The sequence below is a fragment of the Klebsiella sp. 141162 genome (assembly GCF_050600755.1).
In the GTDB taxonomy this organism is placed as follows: domain Bacteria; phylum Pseudomonadota; class Gammaproteobacteria; order Enterobacterales; family Enterobacteriaceae; genus Klebsiella; species Klebsiella aerogenes.
The window spans coordinates 1,171,471-1,194,281 of the sequence record NZ_JAQIRI010000001.1 but is presented as its reverse complement, the minus strand read 5'-3'; the positions used below and the strand labels follow the sequence as shown (position 1 = coordinate 1,194,281).

Annotated in this window: 20 protein-coding genes; 7 read left to right on the top strand and 13 right to left on the bottom strand. The window is 52.9% G+C overall.

Features of this window, described 5'->3' with window-relative positions; all coding sequences use genetic code 11:
- Positions 1–15: 15 nt before the first annotated feature.
- Positions 16–1,038, bottom strand: coding sequence for a cell division protein ZapE (gene zapE / locus PGR23_RS05575; protein WP_396279672.1), 1,023 nt, complete (start codon positions 1,036–1,038; stop codon positions 16–18).
- Positions 1,022–1,630 carry a TetR/AcrR family transcriptional regulator gene (locus PGR23_RS05570; protein WP_047079136.1) on the bottom strand — a complete coding sequence of 203 codons (609 nt, stop codon included), beginning with the start codon at positions 1,628–1,630 and terminating at the stop codon, positions 1,022–1,024. Before PGR23_RS05570 ends, zapE begins: the two co-directional genes overlap by 17 nt.
- A 132-nt stretch (positions 1,631–1,762) precedes the next feature.
- Here PGR23_RS05570 and PGR23_RS05565 point away from each other — a divergent pair, with 132 nt between their 5' ends.
- The gene (locus tag PGR23_RS05565) at positions 1,763–2,635 is read left to right on the top strand and encodes an arginase family protein (RefSeq protein WP_396279671.1); all 873 of its coding nucleotides are present in this window, start codon (positions 1,763–1,765) and stop codon (positions 2,633–2,635) included.
- 86 nt (positions 2,636–2,721) lie between these two features.
- Here the strand turns inward: PGR23_RS05565 and mgtU are convergent, their stop codons facing one another.
- From mgtU to mgtA, 3 genes are read right to left on the bottom strand one after another with little or no spacing between them, the layout of a single operon-like run.
- Entirely contained in the window at positions 2,722–2,808 is an 87-nt protein-coding gene (gene mgtU, locus PGR23_RS05560; protein ID WP_257880777.1) for a magnesium transporter protection protein MgtU, read from the bottom strand.
- A gap of 10 nt (positions 2,809–2,818) precedes the next feature.
- Complete coding sequence (mgtR, locus tag PGR23_RS05555) at positions 2,819–2,911, bottom strand: protein MgtR (RefSeq protein ID WP_020078726.1); 93 nt, start codon at positions 2,909–2,911, stop codon at positions 2,819–2,821.
- Between the two features lie 21 nt (positions 2,912–2,932).
- The gene (mgtA, locus tag PGR23_RS05550) at positions 2,933–5,665 is read right to left on the bottom strand and encodes a magnesium-translocating P-type ATPase (protein ID WP_396279670.1); all 2,733 of its coding nucleotides are present in this window, start codon (positions 5,663–5,665) and stop codon (positions 2,933–2,935) included.
- A 686-nt stretch (positions 5,666–6,351) separates the two neighbouring features.
- Here mgtA and PGR23_RS05545 point away from each other — a divergent pair.
- The gene (locus PGR23_RS05545) at positions 6,352–7,473 is read left to right on the top strand and encodes a polysaccharide pyruvyl transferase family protein (protein WP_063447134.1); all 1,122 of its coding nucleotides are present in this window, start codon (positions 6,352–6,354) and stop codon (positions 7,471–7,473) included.
- Positions 7,474–7,511: 38 nt separating this feature from the next.
- On the opposite strand, the gene PGR23_RS05540 is transcribed toward PGR23_RS05545, so the two are convergent.
- Complete coding sequence (locus PGR23_RS05540) at positions 7,512–8,042, bottom strand: anti-virulence regulator CigR family protein (protein ID WP_380377368.1); 531 nt, start codon at positions 8,040–8,042, stop codon at positions 7,512–7,514.
- Positions 8,043–8,314: 272 nt separating this feature from the next.
- On the opposite strand from PGR23_RS05540, the gene PGR23_RS05535 reads away from it, so the two are divergent.
- Entirely contained in the window at positions 8,315–9,721 is a 1,407-nt protein-coding gene (locus PGR23_RS05535) for an MFS transporter (RefSeq protein ID WP_045394207.1), read from the top strand.
- Here PGR23_RS05535 and PGR23_RS05530 read toward each other — a convergent pair.
- Positions 9,718–10,908: an MFS transporter gene (locus tag PGR23_RS05530; RefSeq protein WP_396279668.1), complete on the bottom strand. Its 1,191-nt coding sequence runs from the start codon at positions 10,906–10,908 to the stop codon at positions 9,718–9,720. The two genes, PGR23_RS05535 and PGR23_RS05530, sit on opposite strands and share 4 nt — an antisense overlap.
- 104 nt (positions 10,909–11,012) lie before the next feature.
- Here PGR23_RS05530 and PGR23_RS05525 point away from each other — a divergent pair, with 104 nt between their 5' ends.
- The gene (locus tag PGR23_RS05525) at positions 11,013–11,915 is read left to right on the top strand and encodes a LysR family transcriptional regulator (protein WP_047048560.1); all 903 of its coding nucleotides are present in this window, start codon (positions 11,013–11,015) and stop codon (positions 11,913–11,915) included.
- Here the strand turns inward: PGR23_RS05525 and PGR23_RS05520 are convergent.
- A complete protein-coding gene (locus PGR23_RS05520) occupies positions 11,912–12,808 on the bottom strand; it encodes a LysR family transcriptional regulator (protein WP_045394200.1) in 897 nt (298 codons plus the stop codon). The two genes, PGR23_RS05525 and PGR23_RS05520, sit on opposite strands and share 4 nt — an antisense overlap.
- A 161-nt stretch (positions 12,809–12,969) precedes the next feature.
- A complete protein-coding gene (locus tag PGR23_RS05515) occupies positions 12,970–15,270 on the bottom strand; it encodes an FdhF/YdeP family oxidoreductase (protein ID WP_047048565.1) in 2,301 nt (766 codons plus the stop codon).
- Positions 15,271–15,723: 453 nt separating this feature from the next.
- Here PGR23_RS05515 and PGR23_RS05510 point away from each other — a divergent pair, with 453 nt between their 5' ends.
- Genes PGR23_RS05510 through PGR23_RS05500 form a run of 3 tightly spaced genes read left to right on the top strand, consistent with a single transcriptional unit; the run spans position 15,724 to position 18,306 of the window.
- Positions 15,724–17,133, top strand: a complete 1,410-nt coding sequence (locus tag PGR23_RS05510) for a cytochrome ubiquinol oxidase subunit I (RefSeq protein WP_015366505.1) — start codon at positions 15,724–15,726, stop codon at positions 17,131–17,133.
- Position 17,134: 1 nt separating this feature from the next.
- Positions 17,135–18,145, top strand: coding sequence for a cytochrome d ubiquinol oxidase subunit II (gene cydB, locus PGR23_RS05505; RefSeq protein ID WP_015705494.1), 1,011 nt, complete (start codon positions 17,135–17,137; stop codon positions 18,143–18,145).
- A complete protein-coding gene (locus PGR23_RS05500) occupies positions 18,145–18,306 on the top strand; it encodes a DUF2474 domain-containing protein (protein ID WP_064568862.1) in 162 nt (53 codons plus the stop codon). The genes cydB and PGR23_RS05500 overlap by 1 nt, the downstream gene beginning before the upstream one ends.
- A gap of 38 nt (positions 18,307–18,344) precedes the next feature.
- Here the strand turns inward: PGR23_RS05500 and PGR23_RS05495 are convergent, their stop codons facing one another.
- The 4 genes from PGR23_RS05495 to PGR23_RS05480 form a co-directional block, all read right to left on the bottom strand.
- The gene (locus PGR23_RS05495) at positions 18,345–19,262 is read right to left on the bottom strand and encodes a bestrophin family protein (RefSeq protein ID WP_045394194.1); all 918 of its coding nucleotides are present in this window, start codon (positions 19,260–19,262) and stop codon (positions 18,345–18,347) included.
- A 458-nt stretch (positions 19,263–19,720) separates the two neighbouring features.
- Positions 19,721–20,665 carry a Dyp-type peroxidase gene (locus PGR23_RS05490; protein ID WP_045394192.1) on the bottom strand — a complete coding sequence of 315 codons (945 nt, stop codon included), beginning with the start codon at positions 20,663–20,665 and terminating at the stop codon, positions 19,721–19,723.
- Between the two features lie 69 nt (positions 20,666–20,734).
- Entirely contained in the window at positions 20,735–21,661 is a 927-nt protein-coding gene (locus PGR23_RS05485; RefSeq protein ID WP_045394190.1) for a cation diffusion facilitator family transporter, read from the bottom strand.
- A gap of 166 nt (positions 21,662–21,827) precedes the next feature.
- Positions 21,828–22,697 (bottom strand): oxygenase MpaB family protein, encoded by an 870-nt coding sequence (locus PGR23_RS05480; protein WP_047048575.1) that lies wholly within the window; start codon positions 22,695–22,697, stop codon positions 21,828–21,830.
- Between the last annotated feature and the right edge of the window lie 114 nt (positions 22,698–22,811).

Sequence of the window (22,811 nt, the reverse complement as noted above, 5' to 3'; positions counted from 1 at the left end):
CGAGAGGCGCTTTTTTTATGCTTCCCGCGCGAGCTGCTGTAACCGGCTGTAGGTGCGCTGAATATCATCCAGCTCCACATCCGCCACCAGTGTTTCCAGCCCGCAATCGGTAATTAATATTAAGCGGCACTGTTTTTCATACAAAATATCCACCACGTTGATAAAGCGCTGCTGTGCCGCCGGGCTAACGCGCGCCAACGGCGGAACATTCTCGACGAGCCAGTTCTGGTGCTGCTCACATAGCGTCAGGTAATCCATGACCGAAGTGGGCGCAAGGCAGAGCTGGTCGAAAGTGAAATGCAGAAAGGTCCCTTGCGGCGATGCCGTGTGCAGGGTTCGATAACCTACCTGCAGAGCCTGCGCCTGCGGGGCAATAGCCGGCAAACCGAGCGCTGCGCGGCAGCTGAGAGTGGGCTGCACCAACAATTTTCCCTGGCAGAAATCATTCTCCAGCGAGGTATGTCGCTCGCGATAATCCTGTTCGCCGTTGAGCGCCGTTACCGTCATATGCCGTTTAATGAGGTTAATGGAAGGCAAAAAACGTTCGTGATAAAGCGGATTCGCCAGCAAACGGTCGGGCGGATAATTGGAGGTCGCTAATAAGACGATATTTCGCGCGAATAAATGTTCCAGTAGCACCTTCATCAACATCGCGTCAGCCGGGTCATGAAGGTGAAACTCATCAAAACAGAGCAGACGACAGTTGTCGGTCATTTGCGCGACGACCTGTGGCAATCGCGGCGCCGAAGGGGCGTTCAGCCGCTGATGGAGCTCGCGGAAAAAGTGATGAAAATGCACCCGCCGCTTTTCACGCAGCGGCAAACTGGCAAAGAAACTATCGAGAATAAAGCTTTTCCCGCGCCCGGTTCGCCCCCAGACGTACAAGCCTTGTATTGCCGTTTGCTGCCGGAATAACTGCTGACTCAGCGTTTGCAAATCGGCGACTAACGCGAGCTGGTCGGCATCAAGGGTGAGATTTTCTTTTGCCGCCCGTTGGGCCATCACGGCGCTAAAACAGAAATCAGCGTACTGTTGCATGGGATTCACTAACGCTATTTTTATCGAGAATGGTCGCCATGATATGGTCAAAGTGCGGCAGATCCTTAGCCACGCTAAATGCGGGATTCATCGCTTTACGGCCAATCAAACCATCGATTAACGCAAAGATGGTAAGCGTTGCTTCTTCGACATTAACGTGTGGGCTGAGCTCACCCGCGGCAATTCCGCGAGTAATAATCTGTGCCATTCCGTCGCGCATGATCCTGTCGCTATTGACGAAAATCTGCCGCAGCGCCGGCTTTCTTGCCGACTCAGCAATAATTTCCACCCACAGCTGGTGAGATGAGGGATACCCCACTTCTTCAATACAGGAAACGGCTAAGGCGCAAATCTGCGCAAAATGGGAACCTTCAAAGCGCTCCTGATGCTTAGCTAATGCCGATTTTTGCTCTTCAAGGATAATCGCCTCAATGAGTTCATCTTTGCCCTTGAAGTAGGTGTACATCGCGCCGAGGCTAATACCTGCGCGCAGTGCAATTTCGCGCACGCTGGTTCCATTAAATCCTTTTTCGGCAAAGCACGCCGCCGCGGCGACAATCAGCTTATGGTACGTTTCTGAATTATTTAACATTTCAACTACCTCCGGCGATGGGCAATTCTACCTGCTTCTGCCGTTTTTTGCTTGCCATCGTGCATCGCGCGTTTCATTATAAATGAATGAACGTTCGTTCATTTAATTGCACATGCCTGAGGCGAGGATGATATGGCTCAAAATACTTACCACACACTGCGTTTACTTTTCCCGCAGTGGCAAGGCGGTAACAATCCGCCCTACTTTTTCGGTTCGCAGCTGCTGGCGTGGCTGGCGCCGCCGGCCCAGGGCGCCGTTGAAGAGGTCAGCGTCCCCGCCCCGACCAAGGCGCCGCTGGTTAATGAAGAGGGTATTGTCGGCCGCCGTGCGGTAGTTGAACAGCTGCTTGATGCGCAAGACAAAATCACCAGAACTCAGCCAGAGTCCATCGTCACCTTAGGGGGCGATTGCCTGGTCTCTCTGGCCCCCTTTGCCTGGCTTGCGGAAAAATATGGCGATAAATTGGGGGTGTTATGGATTGATTCTCACCCGGACATTATGACGCCAGAGCAGTTCCCACATGCCCATGCCCACGTTCTTGGGGCGTTGATGGGCAATGGCGACGTGGAACTAACCCAGGTGGTCAGAAAGCCATTATCGCCTGGCAAAGCGCTTATTGCTGGGATCCATAGCCCCCTCGATGTCGAAAAACAGTTTATTACTGAACGCGGTATCGCCACCTTAAGCCCTTCAGAGCTGCGTCAGAATCCGCAGGCGATCGACGAGTGGATAGCGCGCGAAAGTGTTGAGTACCTGGCCATCCACCTCGATCTTGATGTCCTCGACCCGGCCCTGTTTCGAGCGGTGCTGTTTGCTCGTCCGGAGCGCGGCGTACACGACTTCGGCGATGTCGCCGAAGGGAAACTGACGATTGCCGAAGTGGTTAATTTTATCAATCAAGCTGCCGCTCAGGCCAAACCGGTGGGACTCACCGTCGCCGAACACTTGCCGTGGGATGCCCTAAACCTGAAGAATATGCTCGAAGCTCTGCCATTATTGAGCTAATCGACACGTTCCCCGTGGTGGAAAGTGCCATTTGCCATGTAGCAGGAATATCGCAGGCCCGGAGCAATAATACCCCGGGCCTTAAACTACCTAATCCAGACGGTGAGTAAGACTATCACCACCATCATCAACACAGCCTGGATAAAGATTGGGTCTAATGATGTTTTGCGCATAGTCCCCCCGCTATTCAAAGATTTGCCGTATCGCCAGCGCCAGTACCAGCAAACCGGCCAGTAAAAACATCCAGGCGATGAGATCTTCCGGTGAACGATTCATCGTCATCCCTCCTTTTTGTCATCAGAACCACTGGCCAAAGCGCTTGATATAGAAACGTTTCATACCCTGCGCCACCAGGCAGTAGCTCAGCAGCGTGGCAACCAACCACGGGAAATAACTCAGCGGCAGCGGCTCAAGCCCCACCATGGCGCCAAGCGGCGAGAATGGGATATAAATGCCGATGGCCATAATGGCGGCGGTGGTGAGCAGTACCGGCAGCGTCGCGCGGCTCTGGATGAACGGTATTTTCTGCGTTCTCAACATATGCACCACCAGCGTCTGCGACAGCAGCCCTTCGATAAACCAGCCGGACTGGAACAACGCCTGCGCCTCCACATGATTGGCGGCGAAGACGTACCACATCAGAGCAAAGGTGGTGATATCGAATATCGACGACGTGGGGCCAATCCACAGCATAAAGCGGCCAATGTTCTTCGCATCCCACTTGCGCGGTTTACGCAAAAACTCCTTATCCATTTTGTCCCACGGCAGCGACAGCTGTGAGATGTCGTACATCAGATTCTGGATCAACAGATGAATAGCCAGCATCGGCAGGAACGGGATAAAGGCGCTGGCGACCAGCACCGAAAACACGTTGCCGAAGTTGGAGCTGGCGGTCATGTTCAGGTATTTGATAATGTTGCCAAAGGTCTCGCGTCCTTTAATAACGCCCTCTTCCAGCACCATCAGGTCTTTTTCCAGCAGAATAATATCCGAGGACTCCTTCGCGATATCCGCCGCGCTATCGACAGAAATACCGACATCGGCATCGCGCAGCGCCGGCGCGTCGTTAATGCCATCGCCCAGAAAACCAACGGTATGGCCATTTTTCTGTAGCATCTGTAGAATGCGCGACTTCTGCAGCGGCGTCAGTTTGGCAAACACCGCGCGTTTCTCGACCTCCTGCTGAAGCTGGCGGTCAGTCATTGACTCAACCTGTTGGCCGGTGAGAATGTCGTGCGAATCAATTCCCACTTCAAGACAAATCCGCGCCGTTACGACCGGGTTATCACCGGTAAGCACCTTAACCGCGACACCGTTATCACGCAGTGCGGTGATGGCTTTGCCCGCGCTTTCCTTCGGCGGATCGAGAAACGTTAACATGCCCTCAACGGTGAGCCCCTGTTCATCGGCGGCGGTGAGCGGCACGTTTAGCTCGGTGTCGTCCAGCTTGCGGGTAGCAACCAGCAATACCCGGAAGCCCTGAGCGTTATAATCTTCGGTTTTCGTCAGCAGCAGTTCCCGGCGCAGCGCATCCAGTTCAACGATCTTGTCGCCCTCACGGATATGGGTCGCGGCTTCGAGCATCTCTTCAACCGCCCCTTTGCAAATCAGACTTTTATCGCCATAGCGGCTGTCTTCCACCGAGACCGATACGCGGCGACGTACAAAATCGAATGGCAATTCATCAAGCTTAACGAAACGCTCTTTTTCCGTCGGCGCCAGCCGGCCTTCCCCATAACGGAGCACGGCCCTGTCCATCAGATTACGCGCTCCGCTTTGGCTGCTGCTATTCAGCCACGCCAGCATTAATACCCGATTACTTTCCGCGCCGCCGACGTCGAGATGATGCTCAAGAATGATATTGTCCTGGGTCAGGGTGCCGGTTTTATCCGTACACAGCACATCCATTGCGCCAAAGTTTTGGATGGCATTAAGACGTTTAACGATCACCTTGCGTCGCGACATGGCAATCGCGCCCTTCGCCAGGTTCGAACTGACGATCATGGGTAACATCTCAGGCGTTAAACCGACCGCCACCGCCAGGGCGAATAGCGAGGCTTCAACCCAATCGCCCTTGCTGAAACCGTTAATCAGCAACACGATCGGTACCATAATCAACATGAAGCGGATTAACAGCCAGCTGACGCTATTCACCCCACGATCGAAGGCGGTCTGCGTGCGGGTGCCGACAATCGATTTTGCCAGTGAGCCAAACCAGGTCCGGTCGCCGGTCGCCACCACCACCGCCTGCGCCCTGCCGCTGGTGACGTTCGTCCCCATCAGACAGATATTGCCCATCTCTAACAGGCTTTTATTTTTATCCGGCGTCGGTATACGATCGCTGCATTTACCTGAAACGCTGGCCATGAGGTCATATTTTTCCACCGGCAGCGATTCACCGCTTAGAATGGACTGACTGACGAAGAGGTCCCGTGATTCCAGCAGACGAACATCTGCCGGCACCAGATCGCCCGCGGCAAGAAAAATAATATCGCCCGGCACCAGCTCTTCAATGGGTATTTCCTCCTGACTGGGGCCAATATTTCCCGGCCCGCGGCGCAGTACCGTTGCGGTGGTACGGACCATGGATTTTAGCGCCTGCGCGGCTTTATTGGTCCTGAACTCCTGCCAGAAGCGTAATAGACCACTCAGGCTCACCATCGTCAGGATAATAATAACGCCGGTGAGGTCGGTCTCTTCACCATTACGCAGCGGTAGCCAGTAATCGGTAATAAAACTGACTGCCGCCAGCGCCATCAGCACGTAAATAAACGGGTTATTAAATGCCTGCAGTAATTGAATAAAAAACGGCGGCGCGGTTTCTCGTGCCACTTCGTTGCGGCCATAATCTTCCAGCCGCTCCAGCGCATCGGCGGTCGTTAGCCCCTGCCGACTGCTATTTAAACGCGACAGCGTGTGATCCGGGCTATTAAAGGCCTCCGTTTCAATCGCAAAGCTCTTTTTATGCTGCTTATCATTTTCTGACGCAGACCGGTTGGTATTCCGGTTTTCTAATTTCATGTCAGTCATGATTCATCCCCAAATTTAGATGTGGTAGTCCCTGCATAAATAAATTATGCATAGTTAGATGTTATTTTTTCACACTCATAATTGCGCGTATTAAATATCCCTGCGAGGTTTGCCAAACCGCAGTGAGAGAGCCTTAATGGCTAATATGAGCGTGTATTACCGCGGCAAAGGCGGAGGGAACAGTGCGTAAAAAAACAATAGCATGATGAATTACCTCGCAAAAAAGCGAATTCCAGTTCTCAGGAGGCAATCGGGTTTGGGAAAGGATTGCTGCCTGCCGGTTGGCAAACAGCGCAGAATAGATAGCGTCAGTTTGCCTTGATGTTTAAATAAGGGTGACTGTCCAACATATCTCTCCTGTGTGAAGTTGTGCTTAGTATAGACGTGACTTGCCGGGAGTAAAGCTCCGTAAGCCCGTCAGTGAGGTTTGGTTTAGATTTGCTCTCGTTTAACCTCTCTCGTCAGAGGAGTCACAGCGCACAATCGTGTCGGCTGCCAATGCTTCAGACCGCCATCATACAGCTCTTATCGTGAACATTGTGCCACCCCCATCACCAAATCAGACAACATACCTATACGATAAACGTTATTTATATTAACATCTTAAATATTCGCATTATTTATTTACCTGTACAAAATACCATCATAATTTAAGCAAATTTACACAACCACGTAAAGGAAACGGTATGAGCAAAAGAGTTTATTTGGTTTCATGTTCCGGAAGACCAAATTATGGCGATGAATTAATCACCGCCACCTGGCTATCTTTCCTTTATAAAAATTATCCACAGTATGAAGTCTGGTTAGATACCCCTGAACCAGGTAACGTGCAATCGTTGTTTATGAAGTATCATCCCAACTTCAAAGCCATTAATACCTTGTGGAAAATCTGCTGGCGTTCCGTAGATATTCTAAATGATATAAATAATAAAACTGCCAGTCTTATTAAGGATTATGGTTCTCCTGATATTGACCTGAATATCGATATTTTACGCTCTGCTGATATTGTACATATTCTGGGGGGCGGCTATATCAATGCCAACTGGAAAGAAAACTATGCCATCCTGTTCGCTTGCCAGGCGCTAAAACAGGTCTCGCAAGCTAAAACGATTGCCACCGGCATCAGCATTTACCCGCACGAAGAGTTCCTTGCCGCTGAAATTTTTAACGATGCGATAACCTCATTTGATTATTTTTCCGTTCGCGATCCCGCAACGGCCAGTCGATTTGCGGTTGAAAATACTCAGGACGATGTGTTCCTGGGTTATGACCTGGATGTGGTATCCAAAAACAATAGCCCCGATCTGCCGGATATTTTATGCTGTATTCAGAATGAACTTTCTGAAGACGATATATTTCAAAAGCTTGTTTCCCTGGTTGCCGATTACCTTCAGCAACAGCATCAATGCGGCAAGAAAATAGGTTATATAGAAGCTATTCCAGGCGCCGACAACACGGCATTTGTCGAACTGCAGAAGGCCATCCCTGATATTCAGTTTTATCCTTTCTCGCATGTCTGGCATGGAGGTATCCCGGTTCAGGCTGATGGGGAGATTATTAGTACCCGTTTTCATCACCATCTGGTAGGCGCTTGCCTTGGAATTAAAGGCACCGCACTTAATATTGATAGTGAATATTATAAGAACAAGCACGAATCGTTGAGCCTGCTGGGTACCGGCTGGAATGTGCAATCGGCAGACACCCTTGCCGGTAATTTACACTCAACAATCAATGACGATTTTCATGCGCAACTCAGTAATATCGCCTCCGCCAAGTTAAACAAGGCTTTGGCGCTGTATCAGGAATAACGACACTCCAGTCCCCCGGCAACGCCGGGGGCTTCAGTTTAATCAAATACGCTATTAATAATCGCGGTGACCACAGCGGTACTGAGCGCAATCAGAACCAGATCGTCACCGACGACCCGCCACTCATAGCCGGGATAATAAGGTAATTGGTTGAGCATCGAGGCAGGCACCGCTTTTTTGGCAATACCCGGAGGTAATGGTTTTCCACGCGCGAGATTTTTCGCAATCCCCGGAGGCAGCGCCTGATAGCCGGTTAAGCCATAGTTCACCGCTAGCGCGCGAGCGGTGGTATAGCTGATATCACTGTTGACGTGATCCGGTTTGCCGTAGTTCTTACGCTGTCCCTTGCCAGCGCCGTTATCGCTTTGGCTGACGCTATGGCCATTGTTGCCTTTGTCTCCATGGTTGCCGTTATTACCACTATTGCCATGGTTGCCGCTATTACCATGACCACCGTTGCCATTACCGTTGCCATTACCGTTTCCGGGATTAGCAAGCGCCGGTGCCGCGGCCATTGTTAGGGACAGCACCATAGCCAACGCTGCTTTTACTACCTGACGCTTTAACATGATCTTTTCCTTTAAATGCACAGAGTACACGCTGCAAATGTAGGTGATATTCGCCAACGATACCATTTCACTTATTCTGATTTCCATCACCGGTCGTTTACTTCAATTCCGCCGCCACGCCAGGCAAAAAACCAGCATATTTGCCATCTATAAACGCATTAAGCATGATTTCTGACTGTTAAATCGTGATGCCGCTAACAATTAAAAATTTAAAACCATTAACAACCAATTAACATTAGCAGGCAAACATTTCTCCTGAGGAAAATAATAATATGTCTACCACCCAGGTTCTCGGCGACGCCTCCTTTAGCCCGCCAGGACAACATCCCGACAGCTTAACCGCGCGTATCGACGCTCTGCCCTCCTCGCCCGGTCTATGGTCATTTATCACACTGCTGGCATTAGGCGGCTTTTTCGAACTCTACGACCTGTTCCAGACCGGTTATATCAGCACCGGTCTGCTCGCCGAGAATATTTTCCATACCGGGAAAGACGGGGTATTCGGTATCGCGGATCAGGCGGCCTTCGCCTCTTCGACCTTTATGGGCTTGTTTATCGGCGCCAGCCTGCTCGCGCCGCTGGCGGACAGGCTCGGACGCCGTCTGACCTTTATGTTCGCGCTGGCGTGGTATGGCATCTTTTCGCTGATTATGGCGCTGCAAAATAGCGCTGAAGGGGTCATTTTCTTTCGTTTCCTGGTCGGGATCGGCCTGGGAATTGAACTGGTGACTATTGATACTTATCTCAGCGAGTGGATGCCGACGCATTTACGCAATAAAGCCTTCGCGTATGCTTTCTTCATTCAGTTTCTCTCGGTACCGACAGTGGCGCTGATGTCCTGGCTACTGGTGCCAATGACCATCCTCGGCCTGAGCGGCTGGCGCTGGGTGATTATTCTTGGCGCACTGTGCTCATTGGTCATTTGGGTCATCCGCAAAAAGCTGCCGGAATCCGCCCGCTGGCTGGAAAGCAAAGGCCGCCACGATGACGCGCACCGGGTCATGGGTGAAATGGAGCAGCGCTGCGGTTTATCGCCTTCCCGGCGCCATGCCAGCCCGGCGGTATCGGCGCCGCAACGCGGTAATTTTAAAGAAATTTGGGCGCCGCAGTACCGGCAACGCACCCTCATGTTAATGGTGATGAACTTCTTCCAGGCCATCGGCTTCTTTGGTTTCGGTAACTGGCTGCCCGCGCTGCTTTCCGGCCAGGGCGCCAGTATTACCCATAGCCTGCTGTACGCCTTCTTTATCACCCTGGCCTACCCGCTTGGCTGCCTGTTCTGCACTCGTTTCGTCCATCGTTTTGAAAACAAATGGCAAATTGTCCTGTCAGCGCTAATGACGGTCATCTTCGGCACACTGTTCGCTTTACAAAATAACCCGATACTGCTGGTTATCTGCGGCTTTATGATCACCTGGTCTAATGCCTGGCTCACCATCAGCTATCATGCCTACCAGGCCGAAGTTTTCCCGACCCATATTCGCGCCCGGGCGGTAGGTTTTTGTTACTCCTTTAGCCGTCTGTCTACCGCGGTCACCAGTATTATGATTGGTGTGATCCTGCAATATGCCGGAACGCCAGGGGTGATTAGTTTTATCGTCGCCAGTATGCTGATGGTCATGCTGTCGGTCGGCATATTTGGGCCAAGAACCCGGGGAATTCGCCTGGAAAATATTTAATGCTCACCAACGCCGCCGGTTACCCGTTCGGCGGCGTTGCGTACGAGTATTTTTTCTTGATAGCGCAATAAAAATGGCAGCAGCAAGGCGCTAGCTCCGCTAAATACAATCAACCCAGTAGACGCCTGCTGACTCATCTCGCCGTCGGCCAGCCACACTGAACAGAGCACAAAAGCAATCGCCGTACTGAAGGACATGAAACCTCCTTGCAAAGTGGTAAATCCCGCTCGCCAGGTATCGTCCGGGAACCGAATCGCCACCGCCGAGGAGGCAACCAGTCGGCTATAAGATGCTCCCAGGAAGGCAATCATGAACAGCCAACTCGCGCCGTCCAGCCAAAGCACCATCAGCAAACTGATGATAAAAACTACGGTTGCCGCCAGGCTCAGCCGGTAGCCGCCAAAGCGCTGACACAGACCGCCGCTCAACTTTGTCGCCGCAAATCCCGCTATACCGCCGAGAAAGAACAACCACGGTAGCGCTTCGCTGCTTGCCCGCATATTGCCCATCAGCAAAGGCACCAGGATCGGCAGTAATAGCATCGGGCTAAACTGGGTTAACGCATTGCCGCTGGCGAATAACAGCATCGTTGGCGTGATGCGTATCTTTGTACCAGAGCCTGCACAGCCGGAAGTCTTCGGCAGGCCAACATAGATCATGATAAGCGCCAGCAGGCAAAGAACACCAATCAATGCCGGCGCCGTCTGCCAGCCGAAACGTGCGCAGAGAAACAACATGGCGGGCATGCCGATAATACTGACCAGCGAAAAGGCTGAAATGACCGTTGCCAACAAGCGTGCGCGTTGTTGCTGGTCCGCCGCGTTGATCAATAAACTGCTGGCCACCCCCATCGTCATTCCGCCAAGGATCCCGGCAAAAAAGCGCAGCACCAACAGTAATATGAAATGCTGGGTGGCCAGCACCATCAGCGTTAACGCTCCCAGTAACGCCATATTAACCAGCAGAAACGTTCGCGGATTAAGCCTCCCCACCCAGCGCCACGCGCCAATGCCGGAAATGACCGATGCGAGCGTGTATATACCGCTGACATAACCTGCCCAGCTCACCGGCACCTGGAAAGTTGGCGCCATGTAGACAAATAGCGGATTGAAAATCATATATTCCAGCGCGTTGGTAAATTGGATAAAAGCGATAATCGCACCCATTCGTCGTAGATTTATGGTCATTACACGTCCTCTCATCAGGGGGAGCATCAGTTTATCGGCTAGTAAAAAAGCGCATAAGGCGGTAAAAATGGGCGGGTTAATTATCAAAAATGGGATAATCGGCGGTGAGTAAACTGGATTTGAATGCACTACGGGTGTTTGTGAATGTCGTGGAAAACGGCAGCTTCAGCGGGGCGGCGCGGGCGTTACGTATGCCTTCGTCAAATGTCAGTCGCCAGATTTCTCAACTGGAAGAAAAACTGCAATTGCGGCTTATCCAGCGCAGCACCAGACACATGCATCTCACCGATGCCGGACAGGCTTTTTTTAACAGCATGCGTCCCCTGCTCGATGAGCTCGCGGCAACCGAAGCGGCCTTGACTCAACAGCAGGCCGATCCTGAGGGGCTGTTGCGCTTATGTCTGCCTAACGAAATTGGACCGACGCTTTTTGGCCCCCTGCTGGCGCAGTTCGCCACGCGTTATCCTAAAATCGAAGTAAGCTGCGTGGTCAGCCTTGCCGGTGCCGATGCGCTCAAAGATGATATTGATATTGCCGTCGCCATCGTCCGTGGAAAAATGGAGGATGCCAGCTATATCGCCAGGCCGTTGGCGACGTTTCCCTGTTGTGTTGTCGCAGCGCCTTCGCTGCTGGAAAAATGCGGACAGCCAGTACGTTGCGAGCAGCTTGCCTCGCTTCCCTGCATCACCACCGTCAGCGCGCTGAAGGGGCAAGCCTGGCAATTCATCACCGCACAGAACGCGTTTAAAAAAGTGAACGTACAGGCCCATTTTCGGGTGAATAGCGGAGAGATCGCTCTTCATGCCGCCGTCGCCGGCGTGGGTTTCGCCATCCTTGCTGAACAGGCTTGCCGCCCGTTTATCGCCTCAGGTCAGTTAAAGGTGATTGAACTGGAACTACCGGCGGCACCGCTACATCTCATGGCGCTGTATCGCGAACGCCACTTTTTACCCGCTCGTTCTCGCGTCTGGCTCGATTTCATGCAACAGCATTTTGCCGCCGATTAAGTTTCTGACGTTTCGCCGAAAATCGCCTGCGCATCGGCGAAGCACTTCTCCGCCAGCGACGATACTGGCTCCTGGTTACGCATGATGAGCGCAAGCGTGGAGTCAACCTCGGTTTCCGCGATGGGAATAATCGCCAGGTTGTCGCTCAACGCCTCCAGGCCGTTATTGAGCGGCATGATGGCACAACAGATCCCGGCCTGGACCGCCTGGATTATCTGAAATGTCGAATCGCTTTCAAAAACATATTTCGGCGTTAACCCTTTGGCTTTGAAGCTCATTTCAATCGATTCACGATAATACATCCCCTTGGTAAGGAAACCCAGCGGCAGTCCCGCTAATGTCTCCCACTCGGGGATACCGGCATCAAACTGGAAATGGCGACTGTCGTGCAGCAGGCCCATTCGCGTTTTCGGCAGCCAGGTGACGTTAAATAATTCGCTATCGACGTGGTGCAAATAGCAGATGCCAAGATCGAGCTGATTACGGCTGACGCCGTCGATAATTTGCTCAGAGGTCATCGACAGCAGACTGAACTGCAGTTCAGGGTATTTTTCCGCCAGCGGTTTGATAAGCTGCATAGGGTTCAGGCTGGCTAACGGCACCATGCCTACGCGTAACTGGCCCACCATCTGGCCGCGACAAATCGCCGCTTCTGCCGCCAGGCCGTCGTGCGCCGCCAGCAGCGCTCGCGCCCAGGCCAGAATGCGCTCCCCCTCCGGGGTAAAACCTTCGAAGCGTTGGCCGCGCTGAATCAGCGTAAGATTAAGTTCGTCTTCCAGGTTGCGAATACGCATCGAAAGCGTCGGTTGGGTGATATGGCAGGCCGCCGCGGCCTGACCGAAATGGCGCGTCTGATCGAGCGCGATCAGATATTTCAGCTGTTTAATGTCCATCTTAACTTCCAGAATAGTGACGTCCGCTGGTCAGTGGTGGACGCGATGCAGAACACAGCTGCGATAAGATATGTTATTTAAATGTTACTTGCGGTAGGGGCTTATTTCAAGATGCCATTTACCAGTGGCCCGGTCTTAGGCCACTGGCAACATTCAGCAAATTAACGCAGACCGGGGACGGCGCGCACCTCTTTAGAACGCAGCGTCAGGCGGATAGGAACTGACTTGTACGACGGCGTTCCGCTCTCTTCATCGATGTAATCCAGCGGCACCAACACGTTGGCTTCCGGATAATAAGCGCCCACGGTGCCCGGCGCGATGCTATAAGCAACCACGGTGATATCCTCAAGGCGCAGGTCGCTATTCGGGAGCGCGGTGAAAATGTCGACGCGGTCGCCATGCTCCAGCCCCTGCTCGGCCATATCCTGCTCATTCATAAACAGCACATCGCGGCGGCCAAACACCCCGCGATAGCGATCGTCCATCGCGTAAATCGTGGTGTTGTACTGATCGTGACTGCGCAGCGTAACCAGGCGCATCACGTCGTCGCCGTCAACGCGGGTGTTCTCATGGACGCCTTTGAACACCGAGAACATCGCTTTGCCGGTCGGCGTCGGCCAGATCCGCTCGGTTGGCGGCAGCGGCATTCGGAAACCGCCCGGATGACGAATACGTTCGTTATAATCCTCGAATCCGGGGATAGTGTGCTCGATGAGATCGCGGATGCGGTCGTAATCCGCCACCAACGATAACCAGTCGATCTTACTGTTCGGCAGCGTCGCCGTCGCCATCCCGGCGACGATAGCCGGTTCCGAGCGCAGTCGGTCAGAGGCCGGTTTCAGTTTGCCGGATGAAGCGTGGACCATCGACATCGAGTCTTCCACGGTAATCGACTGACGTCCGCTCTCCTGCATATCAAGTTCGGTGCGGCCCAGACAAGGCAGAATAAAGGTCTCTTTCGCCACCAGCAGATGCGAACGGTTCAGTTTGGTGCCAATGTGCACGCTAAGATCGAGCCCGCGCATTGCCGGGAACGCCTGCTCATGATCCGGCATCGCCACCGCGAAATTACCGCCAAGACAGATAAGCGCTTTCGCTTCGCCGGCAACCATTGCCTGCAGCGCTTTCACCGCATCGTGACCATGTCCACGTGGAGCGGCAAAGCCAAACACGCTTTCAAGATTATTCAGAAACTCCGCACTCGGTTTTTCGGTAATGCCGACGGTACGGTTGCCCTGCACGTTAGAGTGACCGCGCAGCGGGCAGATCCCGGCCCCCGGTTTGCCGATATTACCGCGCATCAGCAGAAGGTCGGCAATCAACCGGACGTTAGAGGTGCCTTTGTTATGCTGGGTGATCCCCATGCCATAGGTCACGATAGTGGCGTTGGATTTGGCGTAGGCAACGGCAACGCGCTGCAGATCGTCGCGGGTTAATCCGGACTCACGCTCAATTTCCGGCCAACTAGTCTGACGTAAATCTTCGGCAAAAGCATCGAAGCCGAGGGTGTGCTCGTTAATAAACGCCTGGTCCAGCACCTGGCCCTGGTCCGCTTCGATCTCCAGTAATGCCTTAGCGATCCCTTTCAGCGCCGCGGCATCGCCGCCCGCTCTCACCTGAAAATAGGTTGAGGCGATATTAGTTGAGCTGTAGGTCGCCATTTCAATAACGTTCTGCGGGTCGGCAAAACGCTCCAGCGCCCTTTCACGCAGCGGGTTAAAGACGATAATCGGCACACCGCGGCGGGACAGTTCATGCAACGTCCCCATCATGCGCGGATGGTTGGTTCCGGGGTTGTGACCGATGGAAATAACCAGTTCGGTTTTATCAAAGTCATCCAAAGACACCGTGCCTTTGCCGATGCCGATCGATTGCGGCAGACCGACGCTGGTCGCCTCGTGGCACATATTAGAGCAGTCCGGGAAGTTATTGGTGCCGAACTCGCGGGCGTAAAGCTGGAACAGATATGCCGCTTCGTTAGAGGCGCGCCCGGAGGTATAGAACTCAACTTCATCGGGCTGCATGCCCTGTAATACTTCGCCAATGCGGGAAAACGCGCTTTCCCAGGAGACCGGGCGCAGCGTGTCGCTTTCGCGATCGTAAGACAAGGGATGGGTAATACGTCCGTACCCTTCCAGTTCAAAGTCGCTTTTCGCCAGCAGCGAGGTCACGGTATTGGCAGCGAGGAACTCCGGCGTCACGCGTTTGCTGGTGGCTTCCCAGGTGACCGCCTTCGCGCCGTTCTCACAAAACTGGAAGGTTGATTTATGTTCTTTATCCGGCCATGCGCAGCCGGGGCAGTCAAAACCGTCAGGCTGGTTGGTACGCAGCAGCGTGACCGGGGCGTCAAGCGCGTCCATTTGCGTACGCACGGCGATGGCGGTCGCTTTTAACGCCCCCCATCCACCCGCTGGGCCATCATAGGGATGAACACCGGGGACAACGCGTTTTTTCTTATTCATATGAACTCCTGAATACTCTCTTCAGCTAGCGGATGTTATTAACAACATTGGTCACGTTTTTTTGCGGTGATGTTAAATAACCACATTAATTAAGCGGGAAATACCGCATTTCATTTTCCAATGAATAGCAAATGACAGGGTTAACTCGTTGTTTTTAATCTTTAACTAAATGTCTGGTTAAAATGAAATGAGCGACTTTAATCGTTAACTAAATAATAACATCTCATTTCGTGTTGTATAATAGATGTTATCTATCGGGTGTTAAATTTAACCTATTTGATAATTAAAGAATTATTTTTAAACTTTATTATCAAGGGCATTAACATATTTCAATGCCCGTCAACGCCGTAATTTAATTGTCATCAACAGGAGGCTTTGCGCAGGTAAAGCCGTATCCGCTATGCAGAAAATATTCCATAAATACAATGAAGTAATGTCGTACAGGGGTGAGCCATGTTCGGATTAGATGCCTTTTATTTAGCCAGGATACAGTTTGCATTTACTGTATCTTTCCACATCATTTTCCCCGCTATTACCATTGGTCTCGCCAGCTACCTTGCGGTACTGGAAGGGCTGTGGTTAAAAACAAAAGAGGATACCTACCGCCAGCTCTACCATTTCTGGTCAAAAATATTTGCCGTTAATTTTGGTATGGGCGTCGTTTCCGGACTGGTGATGGCCTATCAGTTCGGCACTAACTGGAGCGGGTTCTCGCAGTTCGCCGGTAGTATTACCGGGCCGCTATTGACCTATGAAGTCCTGACCGCCTTCTTCCTCGAAGCCGGCTTTCTTGGCGTCATGCTGTTCGGCTGGCATCGCGTCGGCCGCGGACTGCACTTCTTCGCGACCTGTATGGTGGCGCTGGGCACGCTGTTTTCCACTTTCTGGATCCTCGCGTCCAATAGCTGGATGCATACACCCCAGGGCTACATTATCGAGAATGGCATCGTGGTGCCGGTAGACTGGCTGAAGGTCGTTTTTAACCCTTCATTCCCGTATCGCCTGCTGCACATGTCCACCGCCGCCTTCCTTGCCAGCGCCTTTTTCGTCGGCGCTTCGGCGGCATGGCATCTGCTGAAAGGCAATGACACGCCGGCAATCCGCAAGATGTTCTCGATGGCGCTGTGGATGGCGCTGATCGTCGCCCCCATTCAGGCGATGATTGGCGATGCGCACGGCCTGAATACGCTCGAACATCAACCGGCAAAAATCGCCGCGATTGAAGGACACTGGGAGAATAAACCGGGTGAGGCCACGCCATTAGTGCTGTTTGGTCTGCCGGATATGGATGAGGAGCGCACCAAATATAAAATTGAGGTTCCCTATCTTGGCAGCATCATCCTGACCCATAGCCTAGATAAACAGGTTCCGGCCTTAAAAAGTTTCCCGAAAGAAGATCGCCCAAATTCCACCATTATCTTCTGGTCGTTCAGGGTGATGGCCGGGCTCGGTATGTTAATGGTACTGCTCGGCGTGGTCAGCGCCTGGCTGCGTTGGCGTGGCCGGCTTTACACGTCAAAACCGTTCCTGCGTTTTGCCCTGTTGATGGGTCCTTCCGGGCTGGTCGCGCTACTGGCAGGCTGGTTTACCACTGAAATTGGCCGCCAGCCGTGGGTAGTCTATGGCGTTCAGCGCACCCGGGATGCGGTCTCCGCCCATGGCGATCTGCATATGTCCCTCAGCCTGCTGGCCTTTATCGTGGTTTACGCCTCGGTGTTTGGCGTCGGCTACGTGTATCTGATTCGCCTGATAAAAAAGGGGCCGGAAAGTGCGCACACGCCGGAGGACCCGACTCAGAACCAAACCCCTGCCCGCCCGCTGTCAGCGGTACGCGAACCTATGAATACTTCGGGGAGAAAATAATATGGGTATCGACCTGTCAATTATCTGGTTCACGATCATCGTTTTTGCCACTCTGATGTATATCGTGATGGACGGTTTCGATCTCGGGATCGGCATTCTGTTCCCGTTTAATAAAAATGAAACCGACCGCGACATGATGATGAATAGCGTGGCGCCAGTGTGGGACGGTAACGAAACCTGGATGGTGCTGGGCGGCGCGGCGCTGTATGGCGCGTTTCCACTGGCCTACGCGGTGATTATCGATGCGCTCAGCATCCCGTTAACCGCCATGTTATTGGGGCTGATTTTCCGCGGCGTAGCGTTTGAGTTTCGCTTTAAGGCGACGCCGGAACATCGCCCGTTGTGGGATAAGGCGTTTATCGGCGGTTCGCTACTGGCGACGTTTAGTCAGGGGATCGCCGTAGGCACCCTGCTCAACGGCCTCAGCGTCACGGGTCGCGAATTTAGCGGCTCAACCCTCGACTGGCTGGCACCCTTCCCGCTGTTTTGCGGCGTCGGACTGGTGATTGCCTACGCATTACTGGGCTGCACCTGGCTGATAATGAAAACTGAAGGCGCTCTGCATCGCAAAATGTCCGAGCTGGCGATCCCGCTGACGCTGGCGTTGTTAGCAGTGGTCGCTATTATCAGCATCTGGACGCCGCTGACTCACCCGGAAATCGCTCACCGCTGGTTTACCTTCCCCAATATCATCTGGTTTATGCCGGTGCCGTTGCTGGTGCTGGTTTGCTGCTGGGGGATTGTCCGGAGCGCCTATAATCGTCAGGCCAGCTATGGGCCGTTTTTACTCACCCTGGCGCTGGTGTTCCTCGGGTTCAGCGGCCTTGGGATCAGCATCTGGCCAAATATTATTCCACCGGCTATCTCTATCTGGCAGGCCGCTTCGCCGCCGCAGAGCCAGGGCTTTATGCTGGTCGGCGGGCTGCTGATCATTCCGGTTATTTTGATGTACACCTGCTGGAGCTACTACGTGTTCCGCGGCAAAATCAAACCCGATGAGGGGTATCATTGATGGCGACTCAATCTGATAAAACGTTAACGACGCATCATCGTCCGTTCTGGCATAAACTGATGTGGCTGGTGATTATCTGGGGGGCCAGCGTGCTGGCGCTCGGCGTGGTCGCCACCTTCTTTAAGCTATTGATGACGGCGGCAGGAATGCGCACTCACTGATACTAAACGCCGGACGGGCTGACCCGCCCGGCGTTTTTTTATGTAAGGTTGTAATAACGGTCAGGCTGCATTTTTTCCGGTAACGGATGTTGCCCGGTCATATCCATCAAATTACGTTCAATGGTATTGCACATTGCATTCAGCGGCAGGTCGTTGGCCGAGGTACCAAACGGATCTTCCAGCTCTTCCGCCAGGGAATCCCATGACAGGAAGGTATAGGAGATAAACACCGAAACAAACGGCGTCATATAATGCAAATCGCCCACCAGCGCGAACGGCAGCAACGTACAAAAAAGATACACCGTGCGCTGTAAAATCAAGGTGTAGGCAAACGGCACCGGCGTGCTCGCCAGACGCTCGCAGCCCCCCAGGACATGGGCTAACTCATCGAGTTTATTATCCATCAAGCCGTAGGTAATATCGCTGAGCTTACCCTGCTCGCGCAGCTTACCTAACTCATTACCAATCAATAATAATATTCGGTTAGTCGGCATTGAGCTGGCGAGAATTTCCGCCACTTTTTCTTTCGGCAACAGGCGATAGAGGTCGACCGCCGGGTCGGTTTTACGCAACTGGTGCTTAAGGCTCCAGCTGAACGCCACCAGATAACTGACTAATGTTTTATGCGTTTCATCCTCGGCTGGAAGGATATTTTTCAGCTGCCGCACCAGCGTTCGTTCGGCAATCAGCACGGTTCCCCATAAATTACGCGCCTCAACGAAGCGGCTGTAGCTCGCGCTATTACGAAAGCCGAGAAAAATCGCAATCGCGATCCCCAACAGGCTAAATGGCGCAACGGTTAAATGAATGCCAAGTTGTTCATACCATTGATAGCTGATGATGGCGATGACCGACATCAGGACGTTCAATAGCAGGCGGAAAACAATTTTTGACAGCACGGAACCGTGCCAGTCAAACAGACGAAAAAACCAGTGTTGTTCTGGCCGGATGATCATTGTATTACTTCCTGAAGACCCAATGATGCTCAGTACATACCCTAATGAAAAATGATGGGTATATACCCGTCATACTTCAAGTTGCATGTGCGTTGGCAATAACTCGGCCCATCCCTGGGCCTCGCCCTTACGGGCGCAGTGAACTGCGTTCAAATTCGTTCCTGACGAATTTGTCCTCGCTCACCCCAGTCACTTACTGGAGTAAGCTCCTGGGGATTCCCTGCGTCGCCGCCTTCCTGCAACTCGAATTATTTAGGGTATAGATATTATCTATTAAGCCATTGGTTAATTTTATTGTACACAAACACGACATCGCGTTGATAACCGCCATTAATTAGCGATGAATTAATGGTGTTTTAATTATGGGCTGTTTTTATTTTCCACGCAATATACGGCCTGCAAAGCAGGCCGGAGAAATAAACCATCTGTAGCGGCGTAATGGCCGATATTATGCAGGGTTATTCAGCCTGACGGCTGGATAATTCTTCAAGTAGCGTCGCGGAAGGTACAAAGAACAGACTACCGGTAACCGGGCGGCTGTAATCGAGCAGTCGATCGTAATTACCGGCCGGGCGACCGACGAACATGTTTTCCAGCATCTGTTCGATGGGCGCCGGGCTGCGCGCATAACCGATAAAATAGGTACCAAACTCGCCCATCCCGGGTTTGCCAAACGGCATGTTGTCGCGCAGGATTTTAATCTCCTCGCCGTTCTCTTCAAGCGTGGTCAGCGAACTGTGCGAACAGCTTGGTTTGACGTCGGCATCCAGTTCGATGTTGGTCATTTTTTTACGCCCGATAATACGCTCCTGCTGTTCGACGGTTAGCGCATTCCAGCCCGCCATATCGTGCAGATATTTCTGCACGATCACGTAGCTACCCCCGGCGAAATCCGGGTCTTCTTCGCCAATAATGGTGAAATCCGCCGCCGCGCGCCCCTGCGGGTTTTCACTGCCGTCAACGAAGCCAATCATCGCCCGACGGTCGAAATAGCGGAAGCCGTGAACTTCATCGACAACCGTCACCGCGTCACCCAGTTTATCCATCAACTGCGTCGCCAGCTCGAAGCTAAGCCCCATATCATCGGAACGGATATGCAGCAGCAGATCGCCAGGCGTAGAGACCGCCACGCGCTCTCCGCTGCCCACGCGGCGGAAAGGATGCAGTTGCTGCGGGGTGGGTTGACCAAACAACTGCGGCCAGATCTCAGCGCCAAATCCGCAGATGCAGGAAATTCCTGCCTCCGGCATGCGGGTACCAACGGAACGCACCACCGCGGCAAAATCATCGCACCAGTCGCGCACGCGGCTCAGGCTCTCAGCGCTGCGCGCTACGGTCGCGACGATGAATATCGCCGTTCGCGGCAGCGGTAAAGTAATCGCCTGAGGTTCGTTAATTTTCATATCATCCTCTGTTATTGCCAATTAACGGCAAGGTAGCGTTGGCTCCTGCAGGCAGGAGTCGAAAGTTGTTTACGCGTGAGCCAGTTCGCCGCCGGGCGCTTCGTATGGATCAATGTGAATCATCACCTGTAGCACCTCATGGCGCGCGAGCACATTTTCCCGCACCGCCAGCGCGATAGCATGGCCTGCACGAACCGACAACTCGCCCGGAACTTCAATATGGACATCGACGAGGATCAGGTCGCCCGCCTTACGCGTTTTTAGATCGTGCAAACCCACTACGCCGCCGGTTGCGGCGATGGTGTCGCGTATCGCATTCTGGGTTTGCGCGTCGACCGAGCGATCCATTAAATCATGTAAAGCATCGCCGGCAAAAGTGTAACCCATTCGTGTAATCAATACCCCTACTAACAATGCCGCCACGGGATCCAACCAGGCAATACCGGCGAGGTTACCCACGATCCCCACCGCCACCACTACCGACGATGCCGCATCCGAGCGCGCATGCCAGGCGTTCGCAATTAATAATGACGATTGAATGCGCTTTGCTACCGCCAGCATGTAACGGAACAGCGTCTCTTTTGCGATCAGCGCCGTCAGGGCCACCCAAAGTGCCGTAATATGCACGGATTGAATGGTTTCCGGATGGAGTAGTTTATCCACCGCCGACCACAACATACCGACGCCGACAACCATTAAAATCGCGCCCAATATCAGCGACGCGCCATTTTCGTAGCGCCAGTGCCCATAATGATGATCGCTGTCTGAAGGTTTACGGCTTTTCTTATTGGCAATCAGAACCACAAAATCAGCAATTAAATCGGAAAGAGAGTGGATGCCATCGGCAATAAGCCCTTGCGATCCTGAAAACAGGCCAGCGATAATTTGCCCGGTCGATAAAAACAGATTAACCACGACGCTGACCAGGGTGCTTTTTCGCGCGGCCTGTGAACGCTGATGATATTTATTATCATTCTGTTGATTTTTATTTTCCATCATCCCTCCCGAATAAAATATGGATGATAGCCTGATATGAATCAGCGATATTCAATATTAATGGCTTGTTGATAATAAATTTAAAATAAATAGCCTGAGTTATAATATATAAATGCGAATGATTGCGCTTTAAAAATAGCCGACATTGAGCGGCTATTTTTTTATTTTATGACGTTGCCATTCGACGCATAGCGCAATGATAAGCCCCATTTCGCACCGAGGCGCGGAGCACCCGCGCTACGCCATTGACCGCCACTCTCGCGGTTCGCCGCTGCAGCGGATTGATGGGGATCGCCAGCATCTGCTGCGCCCAATCGGGGAGCAGATCGATTCCGGCGACCATCATCCAGCGCCCTACCGGCTGGCTTAGACGGCCCGGCAGACGGGTGTTGAGCAGCACCTGCGCCACTTCTTGCGTTCGCTCATCACAACGTAACTGTGGGCGCATATCCTGCAAATACTCCGCCACCTGACGTGGCGTTTCGGGGATGTCTTCGGCGCCAAGCCGCCGGGCGACCTCCGCCGCTTCGCGATAGTATTGCTCCTGACGCGCGGCAGTAACGATGGTGCGCTTATAACGCAGATGAGAGGCCATAAAGCTGCTGCACTCGGCCACATGAACCCAGGTTAAGAGCGCCGGATCGCTGGCGCGATAGGGTGTGCCGTCCGGCGCAACGCCGCTGATGCGCTGATGGATCCCCTGCACTTTGGCGATTAATCTTTCGGCATCTGCGGTAGCACCAAACGTGGTGGCTGAGATAAATTGACTGGTGCGGCGCAGACGGCCAAAGATATCCTCGCGAAAACGCGAATGATCCCACACGCCGGCCAGCGCCAGCGGATGCAGCATCTGCAATAATAGCGCGCTAATGCCGCCGCAGAGCATTGAGGTAAAGTCGCCGTGCACCTGCCAGATAGCCGAATGCGGGCCAAATAAGCCCGGCTCGCCCTTCGGGTTTTCAAAATCAATCTCTTTTAACGCCATCCCGGTTAAACCCAGGACCTGTGATTCAATCATGCCGCGTATGCTGGTCATTGCGTTGCCCGTCGCTATCCGTAACGCCACCAACATAACACCATTCGCGGCGGCAGGCATTTGCCGACGGTGACTTTAAACGCCAACGCGCCCGCGTTCCCGCGGGCACGCCAC

Coding starts and splice junctions, on each gene's coding strand:
- zapE (WP_396279672.1), bottom strand. CDS start 1,038: ATGCAACAGTACGCTGATTTCTGTTTTAGCGCCGTGATGGCCCAACGG.
- PGR23_RS05570 (WP_047079136.1), bottom strand. CDS start 1,630: ATGTTAAATAATTCAGAAACGTACCATAAGCTGATTGTCGCCGCGGCG.
- PGR23_RS05565 (WP_396279671.1), top strand. CDS start 1,763: ATGGCTCAAAATACTTACCACACACTGCGTTTACTTTTCCCGCAGTGG.
- mgtU (WP_257880777.1), bottom strand. CDS start 2,808: ATGCGCAAAACATCATTAGACCCAATCTTTATCCAGGCTGTGTTGATG.
- mgtR (WP_020078726.1), bottom strand. CDS start 2,911: ATGAATCGTTCACCGGAAGATCTCATCGCCTGGATGTTTTTACTGGCC.
- mgtA (WP_396279670.1), bottom strand. CDS start 5,665: ATGACTGACATGAAATTAGAAAACCGGAATACCAACCGGTCTGCGTCA.
- PGR23_RS05545 (WP_063447134.1), top strand. CDS start 6,352: ATGAGCAAAAGAGTTTATTTGGTTTCATGTTCCGGAAGACCAAATTAT.
- PGR23_RS05540 (WP_380377368.1), bottom strand. CDS start 8,042: ATGTTAAAGCGTCAGGTAGTAAAAGCAGCGTTGGCTATGGTGCTGTCC.
- PGR23_RS05535 (WP_045394207.1), top strand. CDS start 8,315: ATGTCTACCACCCAGGTTCTCGGCGACGCCTCCTTTAGCCCGCCAGGA.
- PGR23_RS05530 (WP_396279668.1), bottom strand. CDS start 10,908: ATGACCATAAATCTACGACGAATGGGTGCGATTATCGCTTTTATCCAA.
- PGR23_RS05520 (WP_045394200.1), bottom strand. CDS start 12,808: ATGGACATTAAACAGCTGAAATATCTGATCGCGCTCGATCAGACGCGC.
- PGR23_RS05515 (WP_047048565.1), bottom strand. CDS start 15,270: ATGAATAAGAAAAAACGCGTTGTCCCCGGTGTTCATCCCTATGATGGC.
- PGR23_RS05510 (WP_015366505.1), top strand. CDS start 15,724: ATGTTCGGATTAGATGCCTTTTATTTAGCCAGGATACAGTTTGCATTT.
- cydB (WP_015705494.1), top strand. CDS start 17,135: ATGGGTATCGACCTGTCAATTATCTGGTTCACGATCATCGTTTTTGCC.
- PGR23_RS05500 (WP_064568862.1), top strand. CDS start 18,145: ATGGCGACTCAATCTGATAAAACGTTAACGACGCATCATCGTCCGTTC.
- PGR23_RS05495 (WP_045394194.1), bottom strand. CDS start 19,262: ATGATCATCCGGCCAGAACAACACTGGTTTTTTCGTCTGTTTGACTGG.
- PGR23_RS05490 (WP_045394192.1), bottom strand. CDS start 20,665: ATGAAAATTAACGAACCTCAGGCGATTACTTTACCGCTGCCGCGAACG.
- PGR23_RS05485 (WP_045394190.1), bottom strand. CDS start 21,661: ATGGAAAATAAAAATCAACAGAATGATAATAAATATCATCAGCGTTCA.
- PGR23_RS05480 (WP_047048575.1), bottom strand. CDS start 22,697: ATGACCAGCATACGCGGCATGATTGAATCACAGGTCCTGGGTTTAACC.